Consider the following 17,424-nt stretch of genomic DNA (forward strand, 5'->3'; position numbering starts at 1 on the left):
TCGGGGCGCCGGTCGATCTCGAGAGCGATGAGTTTCCCTTCGCCGCGCGGTCGGTACCACCATGACCGAGCAGAAGAGCACCATCACGAACATCGGCGTGGCCATGTTCACCGTCGCGGACCAGGACAAGGCCCTCGACTTCTACACCCGTGTCCTCGGGTTCGAGGTGCGCGGTGACACCCGTTTCGGGCCCGACGGCGAGTACCGGTGGCTCGAGGTCGCCCCGGTGGGGTCGACGGCGCGGCTGGCGCTGAACCCGCCGATGTTCGACAGTCCCGGCGGATCCGCCATCGGGGTCGAGACCGCCGACGTGCGCGCCGAGCACGCTCGCCTGTCGGCGATCGACGGCGTCGAGCTCGACCCGATCGGCGAGGACGACGACCCGAACGTGCCGCCGATGTTCATGCTGCGCGATCCCGACGGCAACATGATCACTGTCGTCCAGGCCTGAGCCGGCCCGACCCGCTACCGCACCGTCATCGTTGGGAGGGACAGGCTCACCAGCATCAGCGCGAAGAGGAACCACGCCGCGCCCTGCCAGATCGGCCAGGTTCCGCCGTGCCGGTAGGAGCGGTAGCCGACGACCAGGGCGCCGATCGCGCCCACCAGGCAGACACCGGGGACGATCGCGGCGACGACGACGTTCGAGGCGCCCGTCGCCAGGAAGACCGCGAGCGCGATCGCGGCCACGCCGACGGCGGTCACGACGTACAGGGCGGCGTGTCGCAGCGCGGCCGGATCGCGCCACCGCTTCTCGACGTCGCGGGTGCTCATGTCGTCGGCGGTTCGTTCCCTGCCGGGGTCGGTCCGGTCGCGGTCGGTCCTGTCGGGGTCGGTCATATACGTTGCGGTACCCGATTCGTGTGCCGTCAGACGCGCAGGTCCACCCACACCAGGCGGTGATCGCCGGCACCGATCGCGTCGGCACCGGGCTCGCCGGGTGCCGGCCAGAACACGCCGGAGTCGGTCACCTCGAGGTCGTCGCTGGGCAGGACGTAGTCGACGCGCAGTCGGCCGACCCGCGGGCCGAAGTCGGCGGTGTCGGTGCCGTGGGCCGCGGACGCGGGACGGGAATCCCGGACGCGCGGCGCGGTGAGCAGCCGGTCGATCGCGCCGGGGTAGGAGTCACCCTTCTCCGGGTCGGCGTTCTGGTCTCCCAGGACGACGAACGACGCGCCGTCGGCCAGACCGCCGGCGACCCCGGCGTCGTCCACCGGGTACGTCGCCCCGGCGAGGTAGTCGGCGGTGAACCGGATCTCGTCGTGGTTCCGGCGTCCGTTGCGATCCTCGGGGCCGTCGAACGTCGGCGGCGTGGGGTGCGAGACGAGCAGGTGCACGGTGCGATTCCCGACCGTGACGGGCACGTCCCAGTGCGACTTGCTCGACAGGCGCAGCGCGTCGGCGTTCTCGCCGTAGTACTCGCGGGGCAGGAGCGAGTCCGGCTGGTCGGCCCACCGGAACTGCTGGAAGGTCCGCACCGCGGCGGTGTCCAGCGGGAAGCGCGAGAGCACGACCATGCCGTACTGGCCGGGAAACGCCCCGAATCCCCAGGCGTCGCCGGGGCCGTCCGTCCGACCGTCCCCGTCGAGGTCCCGCCCGGACGGCTCTCCGGTGTTGACCGGCGCGGAGAAGACGTACGGGTAGTCGACGGCCTCGGCGCCGCCGCGGCCCACGGCGAGGACGTCGCGGAGTGCCTCGGCGGTGCCGTCGGCGTGGTCGACCTCGTTGACCAGCAGTACGTCGGGGGCGGCGCGCTGGATCACCTCGGCCGCGGCGAGGAGCTGCGGGTCCGTCCCCTCGGCCAGCTCGGTGGCCAGCTGTCCGGCGGCGGGGCGGTTCAGGCTGGCGTTGTACGTCGCCACGCGCAGGAGACGGCTCACGACGGTGAACGCTACGTGACGACCGTCGTCGACGAATCGTCGTCGGACCGCCAACTGCCGTTCGTGTCGGCGAGGCAGGGTCGAGTCCCATGACTCGTCGCGACCTCGTCATCGGTGCGGATCGTTCGCTGACGGCCGGGACCACCCGACGCCGCTTCCTCACCTGGAGTGCCCTCGTCGGCGCCCTCGCGTTGACGCCGGAGCTGACCGGGACCGCCGCGCAGGCCCAGCCGCCGGCGGCGCCGCCGTCGGACTATCCGTTCCGGTTGGGTGTCGCGTCGGGTGACCCGTTGCCCGACTCGGTGGTGCTGTGGACGCGGCTGGCCGTCGACCCGATCGCGCCGCTCGGCGGCATGCGGCCGGGCGTGGTCCCCGTCCGCTGGGAGATCGGCGACGACGACCGGTTCGGCCGCGTCGTCGCGCAGGGCCTCGAATTCGCGACGGAGGCCGACGGCTGGTCCGTCCACGTGGACGTGCGGGGCCTGGCGCCGGCGCGGGACTACTTCTACCGCTTCCTCGTCGGCCCGCACGCCAGCCCTGTGGGGCGGACCCGGACGGCGCCCGCGGCGGGCGCGCCGCTGGCGTCGTTGTCGTTCGCGTGGGCGTCGTGCCAGAAGTGGGAGGACGGGTTCTACGGCGCCTACGCCGACCTCGCCCGCTCCGCGCCGGACGTCGTGTTCTTCCTCGGCGATTACGTCTACGAGTACGGGATCGAGCGGAAGGGTGCGCGGGCGTCGTTGCCGCGACCGGAGTCCGCGTCGCGAGAGACGCTGCAGCTGAACGACTATCGCGATCGGTACGCCCTGTACAAGACGGACGAGAACCTCGCGGCTGCCCACGCCGCGGCGCCGTGGATCACCACGTTCGACGATCACGAGGTGGACAACAACTGGGCGTCGCAGATCTCCCAGGACGAGGGTGCCGATCCGCGGCTGTTCCTCCTGCGCCGCGCCGACGCGTTCAAGGCGTGGTGGGAGAACACCCCGGTGCGGCTGACGCAGCGTCCCGTCGGGCCCGATCTGCAGGCGTACCGCCGCTTCTCGTTCGGGTCGCTGGTCGACTTCTCGGTGCTGGACACGCGCCAGTACCGCAGCGATCAGGCGAACGGCGACGGCGAGCACCCGCAGGACGCCGCGACGGCCGACCCGACCCGCACCATCACCGGTGCGGCGCAGGAGCAGTGGATCGTGGACGGCTTCGGCAGCGCGTCCACCTGGAAGTTCCTCGCCCACCAGACGGTGATCTCGGACCTCGCGCAGATCGAGAACGGGCAGCGCGTGGTGGGCATGGATCCGTGGAGCGGGTACGAGGCCTCCCGTCACCGCATTCTCGACGCCGCCCGCGATCGGGGCGTGCAGGTGCAGTCGATCGTCGGCGACATCCACCGCACCATCGTCTCCGAGCTGCGGCGCGACTATCGGGACCCGGCCCCCGCGGTGGGCGTCGAGATCGCGACGACGTCCATCGCGTCGGGCAAGGACGGCGCCGACGTCGACGACACCGGAGCGGCCATCGCGGCGGCGTCGCCGCACGTGGCGTTCGGGAACGCGCGGCGTGGTTACCTGCGCGCGACGCTGACGCCGACGGAGTGGCGGTCCGAGGTCCGGGTGCTCGACGCCGTGTCGGTCCCGGGCGCCGGCGCCCGCACCGCGACGACGGTGACGGTGCCGGTGGGCGCCCCGGAGATCGGTCTGGGGTAGCGCCTCACCCGCCGGTCGAGACGATCTGCGCCACGTTGCGTTCGGCGAGGGCGGTGATGGTCAGCGACGGGTTGGCCGCGCCGGTGCTGCCGGGGATCAGGGCGCCGTCGACGACGTAGAGCCCGGCGTGGCCCTCGACCCGGCCGTAGCCGTCGGTGACGTCGCCGAGCACCGCGCCGCCGAGCGGATGCGCGGTGAAGGTGTCGTCGACGTCGCGGGTGAACGGCTCCGCCGACACCACGGTCCGCCCGGCCTGCGCCATGCGATTCTGGACGGCGCGCAGCGAGGCGACGGTGTCACGGCTGCCGCCTGCGGGCCAGGTGAGGGCGATCCGGTCGGTCGCCGCGTCGTAGCGGAACTCCCCGCGCATCGGGTCGATCGTCATGCCGAGCGAGCCGAGGAAGCCCATCTCGGTCGGGACGCCGGGCACGTACCAGTTCTCCACCGTGAGCGGCAGCCCCGATTCGTCGACGATGCGCGACGCGCACGGCGCGCCCTGCGGGCCGCCGCCCATCGGTCCCAGCGAGCGCGTCATGAACGCGTCGCCGTTGGTGCCCCACCCGCGACCGACGAACTCGTTGAGGTTCGGCAGCGCCCCGGTGTCGCGGGCGCGCAGCAGCAGCTCCGTGGTGCCGATGGAGCCGGCGCCGAGCACCAGCCGATCGGCAGTGAGCGTGCGGGATTCGAGGACGGTGCCCTCGGGGTCGAGTCGGCGCACCTCCACGCGGTAGCGCCCGCCGGTGTCGGTGCCGATCGCGGCCACCTCGTGGCTGTGCGCGATCAGGGCCCGCCCGGTGGCCTCGGCCTGCGGCAGGTAGTTCTGCGTCAGGTCCTGCTTGGCGCCGTTGGAGTTGCCGAACGTGCTCTGGCCCACCGTGGCCGACGGGCGCGACCGTCCGCCGAGCTCGTCGCGGACGATCGACCAGTTCCAGGTGCCGTCGACGCGCTGCGGGTCGAAACCGGCCCGGCGGGCGTGATCGTCCCACGTCCGCGAGTGGGCGAAGGCGGGTGCCGCGTACACGTCGTCGGGCATGGGGGACGGGCGCAGCATGCGCCGCGCCGCGGGATACCAGGTGGATGCCATCTCGTCGTAGTCGACGCGGCCGCCGAACGAGAGGTCGAAGAAGCGCTTGTCGGGCGCGATGGTGACGCCGGTGTAGACCACGGATCCGCCGCCGACGGCAGCGCCGCGCCAGACCGTGAGGTTGTCGTAGCGGGTGGTGTCCAGCACGCCGCCGAAACGGTCGACCGGGCCGACGGGCATGCCGGTGACGTTGGTGAACGACTGCTGGCGCCACAGCCCGCGGCCGTCCGCGGTCATGTCCGCGGTGAAGATCTCCCGCCACGGGTCGCGCGGCCAGCGCATACCGCGTTCGAGGACGGTGACCTGCTGTCCGGCCTGCGCGAACCGCAACGCGGCCACCGAGGCGCCGAACCCCGAGCCGATGACGATCACGGCCGAGTGATCGGGCGGACGGGGCGGATCGGCCCACAGCTCCGGGACGCGGGAGCGGATGGTGGGAACTCCGAGGGGCACCGCCGACGCCGACGGTAGCAGGCTCGACGCCGCTCGGGTGGACGGAAGGGTCGCCGGGCCCAGAGCGGCCCCCACGGCCCCGGCGGCCGCCCACTGCAGCAGTTGCCGTCGTTTCACGGGTCGAAAACCTCCTCGAAGTCCGTATCGAGTGTGCCAGCAGGATCGGTGTCCGCAGCGACGACGCCGCTTTCTGTTACCGCTCCCAACGCCCGGTGCGCGGGCCCGGAACACGTCCTGCCGTCCCGTCGTTGCACCGAGCGTGCTCGTCTCCCTCCTCGATCGCTCCCGCACGCGCGTCGATCGCACGCCCGCCGCGGCGGTGACGGACACCGTCGAGCGCGCGCGCGGTGGGCGGAGGCCGCCGGATACCACCGGTTCCGGGTGGCCGAGCACCACGCCGTGCCGGGCATCGCCTCGGGCAGCCCCCTGGTCCTGCTCGCCGCGGTCGGGGCGGCGACCGCCACGATCGGACTGGGCACGGCCGGGGTGATGCTGCCCAATCACACCCCGCTGGCGGTCGCCGAGAGCGCACTGATGCTCGAGGCGCTGCACCCCGATCGGCTCGATCTCGGCATCGGCCGCTCCCTCGGGTTCACCCCACCGATCCGGCGGGCGTTGCGCGCCGAGACCGCCGACGGGTTCGCCGACGACCTTGCCGAGCTGCTCGCCTACCTCGACGGAACCGGACCGGTGACCGCCCAGCCGGCCGTCGCGCGGCCGGTTCCGGTGTCGGTGCTCGCGACGGGTTCGGGTCTCACCGTGGCCGCCCGCCTCGGCCTCCCCGTGGTGGTCGGCGGTCCGGCGCTCGCCGATCCCGACCGCGTGCGGGCGTATCGGCGCGAGTTCGTCGCCACCGAGACGAACCCCGCACCGCGGGTGACGGTGTCCGCCGACATCCTGGTGGCGGACACCGATGCCGACGCCCGGGTGCTCGCCCTCGCCGAGGCCGTGGCCATGGCCGAGTCCCGGCGCACCGGGGACTTCCCGCCGCTGCGGCCGGTCACCGAGATGCCCGAGCTCGGCCCGCGCGCGCTCGAGGTGGCCGAGCGGACGCTCGCGAGCGCGGTGTTCGGCAGCCGCGCGACGGTCCGGCGCGAGCTCGAGCGCATCGTCGAGCGCACCGACGCGGACGAGATCCTGTCCTCGGCCTCCACGTTCGACCGCGCGGCGCTCCGGGCCTCCGACGAGGCGCTGGTCGAGGTGCTGTCCTGACGTCGGCGCTGTCCTGGAACGCGGGACACTCAGCGCGTGTCGGCGTCGTCCAGCACCCGCTGGGCGTCCGGCGCCACGAACGGGTAGGCGCACAGCGCCAGCACTCCGCCGACGACGAGCAACGGCAGCAGCGGCACCATCCCGACGGTGAGGGAGCCGGACGCGTCGGACACCGCGCCGACGAGCAGCGGACCCACGGCACCGCCCGCCGTCGCCCCGATCTGCAGGGCGCCGTATCCGAGCCCGCGGTCGCGGGCGGGCAGGACGTCGGCGACGCAGGACGTCAGGGTGGGCAGCGCCCAGGCCGCGAAGAACGCGAACAGGGTCAGCAGCAGGCAGAAGCCGACCGCCCCGTCGACGGCCAGCGCCGCCGACATCGCCGCGGCGCCGGCCAGGATGCCGACGCCGCCCACCACCACCCGCCATTGCGCTGAAGAAAACGCCAGGGGGCGCCGTGTCAGCGCCGAGCCGACCAGGGTGCCGGCGACGATCCCGACCAGCGTCAAGCCCCCGCCGGCGGTCGCGGCGGCGCCGTCTCCAAGGCCGAACCGTCGCTGCAGCAGGCTCGGCACCCAGAAGGTCAGTCCGCCCACCGCGAGGCTCATGACGGTCAAAGCCGCGCCCGTACCCCACAGCGTGCGAATGGACACCACCCGTTCCCACTGGGTGCGCAGCGTGCCCGGATCACCCGCCGGCCCGTTCTCGCGCGCATCACTCACGCCGGCGGCGAGGCGGTCCGTCCACCCCCGCTCCGGCTCGTGCAGACGCGAGACCAGCACCGCGGTGAGCAGACCCGGTACGGCCATGACGAGGAACGCGCCGCGCCACCCCAACCACTCCGCGAGCAGCCCGCCGATCACGACGCCGACTCCGCCCAGGTAGGCGGCCGTCCGCCACCAGCCGAACGCCGTCGGGCGACTTGCCGACGGGTGGAAATCGGCGAGCAAGCTGGCGCCGGCGGGGTTGTCGATCGCCTCCGCCGCGGCGAGACCCATCCGCACCAGGTAGAAGACGGCGAACGTCGGGGCGAGGGCGGATCCCAGCGTCGCGAGCGCCCACACGACGACCACGACGGTGATGAGCCGACTGCGATCGTGACGGTCGGCGAGGTACGCGGCCGGCACCGCCAGCAGTCCCGTCGTGATCGCGGCGGCCGTGGGGATCGAGCCGGCCAGCGCGTCCCCGAAGCCCCATTCCGCCTGCAACTGCGGCAGCACGGCGGCGACGAGGCTGTACTCGACACGGTCCACCAACGAGACCAGCACCAGCACCACCGCCGGCCCCCACCCGTACGGCACCGCCGAGACCGTGCGGGTGCGGCCGATACTCCGCCACACCCGCCGATTCGCTCGCGGTCCCGATCTTCTCGCCGTCTCCATCGCTCGTCCCCCCACGGCACGGCAGCGTAGGGGACGGTGCCGACTCGCGCGGCTCAGGCGGGAGCGGCAGGGGTGTAGTTCTGCAGCTGCTGGTAGGCCCACTTGTTGCCGTCCGGGTCGGCGAAGTGGGTGAACAGACCCCACCCCTCGTCGGCGACCTCGGTGGCGTCGACCCCGGCCTCGACCAGCGCCCGACGGGCCTCCGCGACGTCCTCGACCACGGCGAGGATGTAGTTCAGAGAACCGGGCTCCGCCTCGGTGATGTTGTGCCCGATGGCGATCGAGCACGCCGACCCCGGCGGCGTGAGCTGCACGTAGCGCATGTTCTCGAAGGGGCTGGCGTCGTGATCGGCGTGGAAGCCGATCCCGGTGTAGAAGTCCTTGGCGCGGTCCACGTCGGACACCGGCACGATGACCAGCTGAATCTGCACGCTCATGGTGGTTCCTCTCTAGTCGACTCGCAGTGCGTCCCGGAGTGTGGCACGGGTCACCGACACGTCGGACCAGTCGCCGGGAACCTCCAGCACGGCGAGCGCTGACGTCGGGAAACCGGACCGCAGCCACGCCACCGCGGCGGGGTCGGACGCGTCGTCCGCGAGTTCGAGAGCCGTGAACGGCACCCCGGGCGCGTGCCCGACCACCAGCAGGACCCGCACCTCGGGATCGACCTGCGCGATCTCGGCGAGGATCTCCTCGGGCGATCCGCCGTAGATCGCGGACTCGAACCGCGCGTCCGCTTCGATGCCGGTCCGCTCCAGCGTCTCGCGCGTGCGGGTCGCGGTCGAGCAAATCACCGCCTCCACGTCGCCGACGTGCGCGCGGATCCAGTCACCCGCCGCGGCGGCTTGGCGACGGCCCCGCTCGTCGAGCGGGCGATCGTGATCGTCCACGCCGTCCGGGTAGGAGGACTTGCCGTGCCGCATGAGGATCAGGGTGCGCATACGACGAGTAGACCAAAGTTCAGGCGCGCCTGCGGCGCTCGAGCGTCCCGCCGTCGGGATCCCACTCCACCAGACCCCGTTCCGCGAACGCGGTCAGCCACCCGGTCATCGGCCACCGGCCCCAGCGCCGGTGGAACACGCGGGCGTTGACGACGATGTCGTCGAGCCGTTCCACCGGCGGCGACGACACCGGATGCCACTGATGGAACGCGTGCGCGCCGCCGAGCCAGTGCAGATGCGCGCCGCGCTCGCGGGCGGTCCACCCGAAGTCGGTGTCCTCGCCGCCGTAGCCTTCGTAGTCCTCGCAGAAACCGCCGAGGTCGGTCCACGTGGTCGCGGTGACGGCGAACGACAGCGACCAGAACAGGTCCCAGTTCTCGCCGCGCTCCACCTGCCCGGCCGGGGGATTCGGCCGGGCCGCATGGGGATTCACCAGCTCGGCCAACCGGCCCGGGTCGGCGCCGCGGGGGAGGTAGGTGACCGGCCCGCACAGGACGACGCCGTCGCGCACGTGCTCGGTGTACGACGCCACGAGGTTCGGTGCCGGAATGCAGTCGACGTCGAGGAAGACCAGCACCTCCGCGCCGGCGTCCAGCGCGAGCCGCGCGCCGACGTTGCGTGCTCGCGCCAGGGGGAGCGCCCCGTCCGCCGGGACGACCACGGTGGCGCCGGGGACGTCGGGGTCACCCATCGCGACGATCACCCGCACGTCCGGTTGCGCGGTGCCCGACCGCAATCCGGCCTCCTGGGCCCGGAGGTGGTCGTGCCGTCCGGCGGCGATGGTGACGACGGCGGTCGTCACCCGGCCACCGATTCGATCGCGGCCGCGGCCCGGGCGGCGGCGCCGTCGATCTCGGTCGCTGCGCGCAGGTCCGCGGTCAGGCCGCGGGCACGCTGCAGCAGGCCCGGCCACGCCGACGGGTCGGGCCAGGCGTCGAGCGCCACCGCGAGACCCGCCTCGCCGAGAGCCCGTGCCGTGGCGCGTTGTTCGTCGAACGGCCGGTCCTCGGCGACCACCACGGCGGGTGCGTTCGCTGCCGCCACGTCGGCGACGGCGTTCTGGCCACCGTGGGTTACCACGACGCCGGCCGAGTCGAGGAGCGGCCACACGTCGTCGACCCACGGATCGCCGGGCGTCCCGACCCCGCGCCACATGACGCCGGGAGTCGCGGCGCGCACCGCGTCGAGATAGCCCGCCCCGAGGGACGATCCGCCCGCTCCGCTCAGCAGAACGGCGGTGTCGGGGTCGCGCCGACCCGCGGACGCGCGGTCGGCCACCCGACTGATCGATCCGGCGTACACGGTCTTGTCGGAGTGCTCGCGCAACCACTCCGGGTCGTACACGGTGCGCGACCACGGTGCGACGATGCGATCCGCCAGCGTGTAGGCGAGGCGGTGCGGGGCGTCGGTGCGCTGACCCGGCATCGCGAGGACGACGAGCGGAATCCCCATGAGCCGCACGAACGTCGACACCTCCACCGACACGTCGACCACGAACGCGCGCGGGCGGTGACGCTCGATCCAGGCCGCGATCATCGCCATGCGCTCGGTGAGTCCGGGCACGCCCGTCGGCGCCCAGTGCAGCGCCCCACCGGCCGTGGCTCCCCGCGCGTCCGGCCCGGTGTCCAGGGGCACGGGCACCCACTGCCGGAACGGACTGCGTTCCGGCGCGGGCCGTGAGGAGAAGACGGTCACGTCGTCACGCAGCAGCGCGGCGATCGACGACGCCCGCGTGAGATGCCCGACGCCGTGATGGTGGACGTAGTACCCGATCACGCCGGAACGGCGTCCCGCTCGTCCAGCATGTCCCGGTAGAGCGCGAGGTAGGAGTCGACCATGGTGGTGTCGGAGCAGACGCGCTCGGCGCGGGCGCGAGCGGCGCTGCGCGACAACGTCGCCGCGGTCCGCATGGCGTCGGCGAGGCCGGCGACGTCGTCGGCCGGCACCAGGACGCCGCAGGCGTCGTCGACGATCTCGGGGATCCCGCCCCGTCCGAAGGCGGCGACGGGCGTGCCGCAGGCCAGCGCCTCGGCGACGACCAGACCGTAGGGCTCGTCCCACTGCGGGGTGACGACGGCGACGGCGGCCCCGCCGACCAGATCGGCGACTTCCTTCTGCATCAGGTGACCCTCGTAGACGACGTCGGGACCGAGGCGCGGGGCGACGACGGTGCGGAAGTACTCGTCGTCGCAGGCGGGTCCGGCGATGCGCAGCGGGTAGCCCGCGAGCGCGGCCGCGTCGATGGCGGCGTCGACACCCTTCTCGGGCACCAGCCGTCCGGTCCACACGGCGTAGTCGCCGCCGGCGCCCCTGGGCCACCGGTCGAGAGCGATGCCGTTGGGCACCACCGGAATCGGTCCGGCGACCGGGTTCCACTGTCGCCCCGTGTAGCGGCTGACCGCGGCGTAGCGCGTGTCCGGGTTGAGCGGGACCGCGGCCGCGGATTCGAGCCACGCCAGGGGTGGGGTGTGCAGGGTGGTGATCATCGGCGTCGGGACCGTCGAGGACATGGCGATCGGTAGGTAGTGCAGGCTGTGGTTGTGGATGACGTCGAACGAGTCCCGCAGTCGCCCGGCCAGTTCCAGCATCACCGACAGGTAGGCGTGATGCTCGTGCACCACCCACGACGGACCCATGTGCTCGGTGCGGGCGTGCGGGCTGAGAGTGAAGGTGTGCACGTCGATGACGTCGTGCGGCGAATCGATGGACGAGCCGTCGGCGCCGAACAGGCTCACGCGGTGGCCGCGGGCGGTGAGGGCGCGCGCGAGGTGCCAGACGTGCGCCTCGAGACCCCCGGCGAAGGGCTGGGAGATGGGGAATCGCGAGGATCCGAGCAGGGCGATGCGCAGCGAGGCCGTCATGAGAGAACCCCTGCGGCGTCGCGGCCGGTCACGGGGACGAGGGACGCGTAGAGCCGGGCGTGATCGGCTTGGACCGCGGCGCGCTGGTGTCGTCGGAACTCGGCGAACGACGCGTCGGGCACCGACCGGGTCAACGCGTCGCCGACGGCGGTGTCGAGCGAGTCGGGATCGAAGAGGTCCGGCCCGAACGTGAAGGTGGGGCAGGCGAACTGGTCGCCGAAGCATCCGGTGTCGGGCACGACAGGGACCACGGCGAGGTCGCGGCACGCTTCCATCCAGCCCGAGTGCGTGCCGAAGCGATACGGCAGCACGGCGACGTCGATCTCCGAGAGGTACTGCCACAGTTCGTCGTCGGTGAAACGGCCGTGCACGCGGACGTCGACCTCGGGGTGCGCCGAGAACGCAAGCAGACGTTCCCCGCGCTCCGGCGCGTACCAGTGGCTGGTGTGGTCGAAGAGCACGTCGTCGACGTCGATGCGCACGACGGCACCGCGCGCCGATGCGGCGGCGATCACCGTGGGCAGCACGGCTTCCGGATCGAGGTTGGCGCGCAACGTCTTCGCGTGGACGCCGATCACGGGCACCGTGGAGCGGTGCCGATCGACGGTCGCGATCAGGTCGAGCGGTGCGACATGCGGGTGGGAGGTGACGGTGACCGGTCGGCCCCAAAGGCGTTCGATCTCGTGCGCGGCGGCGGTGGTCAGCGTCAGGACCGCGTCGGCGGCCGGCACCAGGACGTCGAGCTGTCGGCGGTGCAGCTCGGCGTCGGCGAAGTGGGGGTTGTGCAGATCGTGCACCGTGAACACCAGCGGCGTGGAAGACTCGCGCAGAATCCCGACGATCTCCTCGAGGCGTTCGGGGGTGGCCGCGTCGAACCCGAAGTGCAGGTGCACCAGGTCGATGTCCTCGATGTGGGCGCGCAGGTACTCCGGTTCCAGCAACCGCGGCGGCCACCACTGCTCGGGCGTCGTCGCATCGAGCGGGCGGGGATCGGGGAGCAGTCGGACCGAGGGGTCACCGGTCGGGGCGATGCTGGCCGCATAGGGGTGGGCGGCGGGAATCGAGGCGACAGCGATCACGGGCAGGGGTCATCCTCTCGAGGCAAGCGGGACGGCGCGCAGAAACCGTGAAGCCGATGTCCTTCACGCGCAGAAGCAGCGTGTCGGGCCGGCTGGTTGGACCTCGACTGGTTCAGGATGCCCCGGGGGGGCCCGGTTCAACCCGGGTGGTCCGGTTCGTCACACTCGGCGAGGTTCGGGCGGCCCTCGGCCGGGGTATGCCGCACCCCATGGCCACCCCCGCCCGACCCGGCGTCACCACCGGCGATCCACCCTCCGGCCGCACCCGCCACTACGGCGGATTCTACGGTCTCGACGACGTCCCGACCGACCGGCCGCTGTGGATCGTGCTGGGAAACTGCCAGGCAGAAGCCCTGCGGGTGGTGCTCGACACCGTGGCCGACGCGCCCTTCACCAGCGTCCGGATGCCGCCGGTGCACGAATTGACCGAGTCCGACGTCGCCCTCCTCGAGGCGCTGGCGACGCGTGCGCAGGTGCTGCTGGCCCAGCCGGTGCGCAGCGGCTACCGCGACCTCCCCATCGGCACCGACGACATCGCCGCCCACCTGCCGGACGGCGCCCGCGTGCTGCGGTGGCCCGTCTTCCGCTACGCCGGACTGTTCCCGTTCCAGGCGATCGTGCGCGACCCGGCGGACCCGTCGCGGGACCCACCCGTCGTGCCGTACCACGATCTGCGGACCGTCCGCGCCGCCGCGCTGGGCCTGTCCGAGACGGACGACTGGGACGTGCCGATCGACGAGGACACCATCCGGTGGATCGCCGACCGCAGCCTCGCCGAACTCCGCCGTCGGGAAGAGAAGGACTGCGACGTAGCGATCTCCGACGCGGTACCGGAGCACGGTGCGGCTGCCGCACACACGATCAACCACCCCGGTAATCCGGTGCTGATCGAGCTGGCCACCCGCATCCTGCGGGCGCTGGACGTGCCGGCCACCCCGGCCGATCCCGGTCGCACACTGCTCGATTCGGTCCACGCACCGCTCGATCGGCGGGTGCAGGAGGTGCTCGATCCGACCGCGACGCCGACGTCGGACTGGACCGTGCACGGCGAGACCCGGTCCGCCGAAGAGGTCCACCGCGCCCAGTTGCGTTGGTATGCCGAGCATCCCGCGGTGGTCGACGCGGCCTTCGAGCGACACGCGGACGTGCTGACCCGGCTCGGGGTCACCCGATGAGGGTCGCGCAGGTCATCGTGGGCCCCGACCAGCACGGCGTGGTGCAGTTCGCCCACCGCATTCACGACGCCGTGGTCGGCGTCGGCGGGTCGTCCGTGCTCGTGCGGCAGGTCGATCGGCCCGACGACGCGTCGACGCCGCGGGTCACGGGTGCCGACGTGGCGCACCTGCACGTCACCGATCGCCTGTTCGGGTCGCCCGCCGACCGGGCCGCGGACGCGGTGGCCACGCTCGTGGACGCCGTGCGCGCGGACGGCGTGCGGATCGTGGTCACGCTGCACGACGTGCCGCAGCCGTCCGACGGCCGGGCGTTTGCCGTGCGCACGGCCGCGTATCGGCGCATCGCCGATCTCGCCGACGTCGTGGTGGTCAGCAGCGAGCACGAACGGCTGCTCCTCGCCGACGTCGGGATCGAACCCGCTGTCCTGGAGGTGATTCCGCTGCCGGTCGAGACCGGGCACGTCACCGAGGTCGACAGCCCGGGGGCCGCGACGGTCGGGGTCCTCGGGTTCCTCTACCCCGGCAAAGGGCACGTGGAAGTGGCCGCCGCGCTGCCGCCCGGCACCGACTTCGTCGCCCTGGGGCGCCCGTCGCCGGGCCACGAGGACCTCGTCGACGACCTGCGCGCGGTCTCCGCGACCGCCCGCGTCACCGGGTACATCGAGGACGACGACCTGCCCGCGGCGCTGCACGCGGTGACGGTGCCGGTCGCGCACCATCGCCACCTCTCCGCGTCCGGATCGATCGTCACGTGGATCGAGCACGGGCGTCGTCCGCTCGTGGTGACCGGCCGCTACACCCGCGAACTCGACGCCCGCTCACCCGGCGTGGTCACGCTGTACGAGGAGGACGACCTCGCCGGCGCGATGCGCCGCGCTCTGGCGGATCCCGCGTCGACGTGGATCGCCTCCGGCGTGATCGCGCACCCGACCGCCGACGAGGTGGGCCGGGCGCATCTCGACCTCTACCGCGCGTCGCTGCGGGTGTCGACGTGAGCGAACCGCGTGCGCTGCGCACGGCGTCGGGCACGACGGTGCCGGGCAACCGGTGGGACCTGCTCGACGGAACTGCCGGTGCGACAACGACGGTCAGCGTCGTGGTGCCCTACTACCGGCAGCAGACTCAACTGGACCTGATGCTGGCCGCGCTCGAACGGCAGGATTACCCGCGCGACCGGCTCGAGGTGATCGTCGCGGACGACGGGTCGCCCGAACCGCCACGGGTGGAGTGCGCGCTTCCGGTCACCGTGGTGACGCAGGAGGACCGGGGCTTCCGTGCCGCCGCCGCGCGCAACCTCGGCGCCGCCGCGGCGACCGGTGACGTGCTGTGCTTTCTCGACGCCGACACGATTCCCGAACCGGGGTACGTGAGCGCCCTGGTCCGACTGCCGGCGCTGGTGCCCGACGCGCTGACAGTCGGCCGCCGTCGGCACGCGGACCTCACCGCGCTGGGGCGGCTCCCGCAGCCGGGCGACCCGGTGCTCGACGAGCCCGCGTGGCTGGTCGACGCCTACCGGGGCTCGCGCGACCTGCTCGACGCCGACGACCGGTCGTATCGCCACGTCATCAGTGCCGTGATGTGTTGTCGCCGAACGTTCTTCGACGAGATCGGCGGGTTCGACGAGTCGTTCACCAGCTACGGCGGCGAGGACTGGGAACTGGCCAACCGCGCGTGGCTGGCCGGTGCGGTCCTGGCGCACGTGCCTACCGCCGTCGCCTGGCACGACGGACCGGACTGGGCAGGGCGGCCGGACGACCGGCGTCGGGACGCCAAGAACGGGGAGGCCATGTCGCTGGCACCGCTCGTCACCGACCCGGCGGCCCGACGACACGGGGTGCGCTACGCGGTGCCCGACGTGACGGCCGTCGTCCACAGTGCGGGGCACACGGCGGCGTCGTTGATCGTGACGGTCGGCTCGATTCTCCGACACGGCGACGTGACGGTGTGGGTGGACGGCGACGAGGCGTCGTCGTTCGTCGGGACGTGGGGTATCGACGATCCGCGGGTGCGGGTCGGGGCGCCCACCGCGGCGGAGACGAGGCGCAGCCGAGTCGCGGTGGAGGTCGGGGGCCGCGCGGTGTTCGGCGAGAAGGCGTTCGAACTGCTGGCAGGGGCCGGGGCGGGCGGCTCGGTGCGGTGCACTCTGCCGGACGGCGCGTTCGTCACGCACGAGACCTGGCGTGCGCGACGACGCGCCCGGCGCTGGGCGTCCGCGCTCGGCGTCGACGAGAAGGCCGCGCTGGCTCTGCTGTTCGGCGCCCACACCGTCGACGGGCACGCCGTCGACGTGACCACCGGGCCGTTGCGCCCCGATCTCTCCTGGTGAGGACTTCCTGACATGACCCCGTACTCGTTCGACGTCCTCGTGATCGGCGGCGGCAACGCCGGACTGTCGGCCGCGGCCCGCTGCCGCAAGAAGGGGCTGGACTCCGTCGCGGTGATCGAGCCGCAGTCGGTGCACACGTATCGACCGCTGCTGTCCTACGTCGGCGGCGGGCAGGCGCGGTTGCCGAGCGCGCAGCGCGGCCAGGCGCAGGTGACGCCCCGAGGGGTGACGTGGCTGCAGGATTCCGCGGTCTCGGTCGACCCGTCGTCGAACACCGTGACCTGCGCGTCGGGCATGACGGTGACGTACCGCGATCTGATCGTGGGACCGGGGTTGGTGCCGGACCACGACGCGCTGCCGGGTATCGACGCGGCCCTCGCGACGGAGGCGGTCGCGAGCAACTATCTCGACGAGGCGACCCGCACCTGGTACCTCACCCGCACCGTCCGCGACGGCGGTCACGCGGTGTTCACCGTGCCGCGCCCGCCCGTCAGCTGCACCGGCACGACGGTCAAGCCCCTGTTCCTCGCCGCGGCGCACTGGGCGAGCATCGGACGGTCCGTACGCATGACGCTGGTGGTCGACCGCGACGGCATCGTCGGGGTACCGGATCTCGACGCTCGGCTCGATTCGGCGCTGCGCGAGCTCGGGGTGACGGTGTTGCGGCGCACCGCCGTCACCGCGCTGCACCCGGATCGGACGGCGATCGAGGTGACCGGTCCGGGCGGTGCCGAGACCCTCGACTACGACATGCTCCACCTGGTGCCGCCCTACCGTGGGCGCGCGTGGGTCACGGAGTCCGGACTCGCCGGTGACGCGCCGCACGGTCTGGTCGAGATCGACTCGCGCACGCTGCAGCATCGGCGCTACCCGAACATCTGGGCCGCCGGCGACGGGGCGGCCATCGACACCGATCCGTCCGGCGGGGGACTGCGCAAGCAGGTGTCCACGCTGGTGGACAACCTGCTCGCTGCTCGCCGCGGAGACGACTTCGGCGAGTACGACGGCTACACCGTCGCCCCCATTCCCGTCGACGCTCATCGGCTGATCGCGGCCGAGTTCGATCGCACGGGCGCCATCACCTCCTCCGTTCCGTCGTTCCTCGACCCGTTGAAGCCCCGCCGCCTCGCGTGGGCCGGCGATCGGTACGGCCTGCCGTTCTCGTACTGGCATCTGCTGCTGAAGGGTCACCTGTAGACCCCGTCAGAACGGGGGTGGTGTGTCCTCCGCTTGGGGTGGGGCGACGCCGTTGAGGGCGTTGCGGAGTCGGTTTCGGTTGCGTTCCTGGCGTCGGCGGGCGTGTTTCTGCTCGGTGCGGGGGGCGGGGCTTCAAC

At 72.7% G+C, this 17,424-nt stretch carries 16 protein-coding genes and 1 pseudogene; 7 read left to right on the forward strand and 10 right to left on the reverse strand.

What is annotated here, in order from left to right:
• The first annotated feature begins 61 nt into the window (after nt 1–61).
• Nucleotides 62–451, forward strand: coding sequence for a VOC family protein (locus HQ603_RS13870; protein ID WP_222685096.1), 390 nt, complete (start codon nt 62–64; stop codon nt 449–451).
• Between the two features lie 14 nt (nt 452–465).
• Here HQ603_RS13870 and HQ603_RS13875 read toward each other — a convergent pair whose 3' ends face one another.
• Together HQ603_RS13875 and HQ603_RS13880 are read right to left on the reverse strand one after the other, a co-directional pair.
• On the reverse strand, nt 466–774 hold the full coding sequence (locus HQ603_RS13875) for a hypothetical protein (protein ID WP_222685097.1): 309 nt from the start codon (nt 772–774) through the stop codon (nt 466–468).
• A 95-nt stretch (nt 775–869) separates the two neighbouring features.
• On the reverse strand, nt 870–1,880 hold the full coding sequence (locus HQ603_RS13880; protein WP_308126532.1) for an endonuclease/exonuclease/phosphatase family protein: 1,011 nt from the start codon (nt 1,878–1,880) through the stop codon (nt 870–872).
• Nucleotides 1,881–1,969: 89 nt separating this feature from the next.
• Between HQ603_RS13880 and HQ603_RS13885 the strand changes: the two genes are divergently transcribed.
• The gene (locus HQ603_RS13885) at nt 1,970–3,580 is read left to right on the forward strand and encodes an alkaline phosphatase D family protein (protein ID WP_222685098.1); all 1,611 of its coding nucleotides are present in this window, start codon (nt 1,970–1,972) and stop codon (nt 3,578–3,580) included.
• Nucleotides 3,581–3,584: 4 nt separating this feature from the next.
• On the opposite strand, the gene HQ603_RS13890 is transcribed toward HQ603_RS13885, so the two are convergent.
• The gene (locus HQ603_RS13890; protein ID WP_222685099.1) at nt 3,585–5,234 is read right to left on the reverse strand and encodes a GMC oxidoreductase; all 1,650 of its coding nucleotides are present in this window, start codon (nt 5,232–5,234) and stop codon (nt 3,585–3,587) included.
• 142 nt (nt 5,235–5,376) lie between these two features.
• On the opposite strand from HQ603_RS13890, the pseudogene HQ603_RS13895 reads away from it, so the two are divergent.
• Nucleotides 5,377–6,329, forward strand: a pseudogene (locus HQ603_RS13895) (MsnO8 family LLM class oxidoreductase).
• Between the two features lie 29 nt (nt 6,330–6,358).
• On the opposite strand, the gene HQ603_RS13900 reads toward HQ603_RS13895, so the two are convergent.
• The 7 genes from HQ603_RS13900 to HQ603_RS13930 form a co-directional block, all read right to left on the reverse strand.
• Nucleotides 6,359–7,666 (reverse strand): MFS transporter, encoded by a 1,308-nt coding sequence (locus HQ603_RS13900; RefSeq protein ID WP_222685100.1) that lies wholly within the window; start codon nt 7,664–7,666, stop codon nt 6,359–6,361.
• Between the two features lie 95 nt (nt 7,667–7,761).
• Nucleotides 7,762–8,145 carry a VOC family protein gene (locus HQ603_RS13905; protein WP_222685101.1) on the reverse strand — a complete coding sequence of 128 codons (384 nt, stop codon included), beginning with the start codon at nt 8,143–8,145 and terminating at the stop codon, nt 7,762–7,764.
• Between the two features lie 12 nt (nt 8,146–8,157).
• Nucleotides 8,158–8,649 carry a SixA phosphatase family protein gene (locus tag HQ603_RS13910; RefSeq protein WP_222685102.1) on the reverse strand — a complete coding sequence of 164 codons (492 nt, stop codon included), beginning with the start codon at nt 8,647–8,649 and terminating at the stop codon, nt 8,158–8,160.
• A gap of 19 nt (nt 8,650–8,668) precedes the next feature.
• On the reverse strand, nt 8,669–9,451 hold the full coding sequence (locus HQ603_RS13915; protein WP_222685103.1) for a glycosyltransferase family 2 protein: 783 nt from the start codon (nt 9,449–9,451) through the stop codon (nt 8,669–8,671).
• Nucleotides 9,448–10,425 carry a glycosyltransferase gene (locus HQ603_RS13920; RefSeq protein ID WP_222685104.1) on the reverse strand — a complete coding sequence of 326 codons (978 nt, stop codon included), beginning with the start codon at nt 10,423–10,425 and terminating at the stop codon, nt 9,448–9,450. Before HQ603_RS13920 ends, HQ603_RS13915 begins: the two co-directional genes overlap by 4 nt.
• Nucleotides 10,422–11,510 (reverse strand): glycosyltransferase, encoded by a 1,089-nt coding sequence (locus HQ603_RS13925; protein WP_222685105.1) that lies wholly within the window; start codon nt 11,508–11,510, stop codon nt 10,422–10,424. The genes HQ603_RS13920 and HQ603_RS13925 overlap by 4 nt, the downstream gene beginning before the upstream one ends.
• A complete protein-coding gene (locus HQ603_RS13930; RefSeq protein WP_222685106.1) occupies nt 11,507–12,589 on the reverse strand; it encodes a hypothetical protein in 1,083 nt (360 codons plus the stop codon). Before HQ603_RS13930 ends, HQ603_RS13925 begins: the two co-directional genes overlap by 4 nt.
• Before the next feature lie 209 nt (nt 12,590–12,798).
• On the opposite strand from HQ603_RS13930, the gene HQ603_RS13935 reads away from it, so the two are divergent.
• Genes HQ603_RS13935 through HQ603_RS13950 form a run of 4 tightly spaced genes read left to right on the forward strand, consistent with a single transcriptional unit; the run spans nt 12,799 to nt 17,287 of the window.
• Entirely contained in the window at nt 12,799–13,764 is a 966-nt protein-coding gene (locus tag HQ603_RS13935; protein WP_222685107.1) for a WcbI family polysaccharide biosynthesis putative acetyltransferase, read from the forward strand.
• Nucleotides 13,761–14,759 carry a glycosyltransferase gene (locus HQ603_RS13940; RefSeq protein WP_222685108.1) on the forward strand — a complete coding sequence of 333 codons (999 nt, stop codon included), beginning with the start codon at nt 13,761–13,763 and terminating at the stop codon, nt 14,757–14,759. Before HQ603_RS13935 ends, HQ603_RS13940 begins: the two co-directional genes overlap by 4 nt.
• Nucleotides 14,756–16,090, forward strand: a complete 1,335-nt coding sequence (locus HQ603_RS13945; RefSeq protein WP_222685109.1) for a glycosyltransferase family 2 protein — start codon at nt 14,756–14,758, stop codon at nt 16,088–16,090. Before HQ603_RS13940 ends, HQ603_RS13945 begins: the two co-directional genes overlap by 4 nt.
• 12 nt (nt 16,091–16,102) lie before the next feature.
• Nucleotides 16,103–17,287, forward strand: coding sequence for an NAD(P)/FAD-dependent oxidoreductase (locus tag HQ603_RS13950; protein ID WP_222685110.1), 1,185 nt, complete (start codon nt 16,103–16,105; stop codon nt 17,285–17,287).
• Nucleotides 17,288–17,424 lie beyond the last annotated feature (137 nt).

Source organism: Rhodococcoides corynebacterioides (assembly GCF_019834675.1).
GTDB classification, from domain to species: domain Bacteria; phylum Actinomycetota; class Actinomycetes; order Mycobacteriales; family Mycobacteriaceae; genus Rhodococcoides; species Rhodococcoides corynebacterioides_A.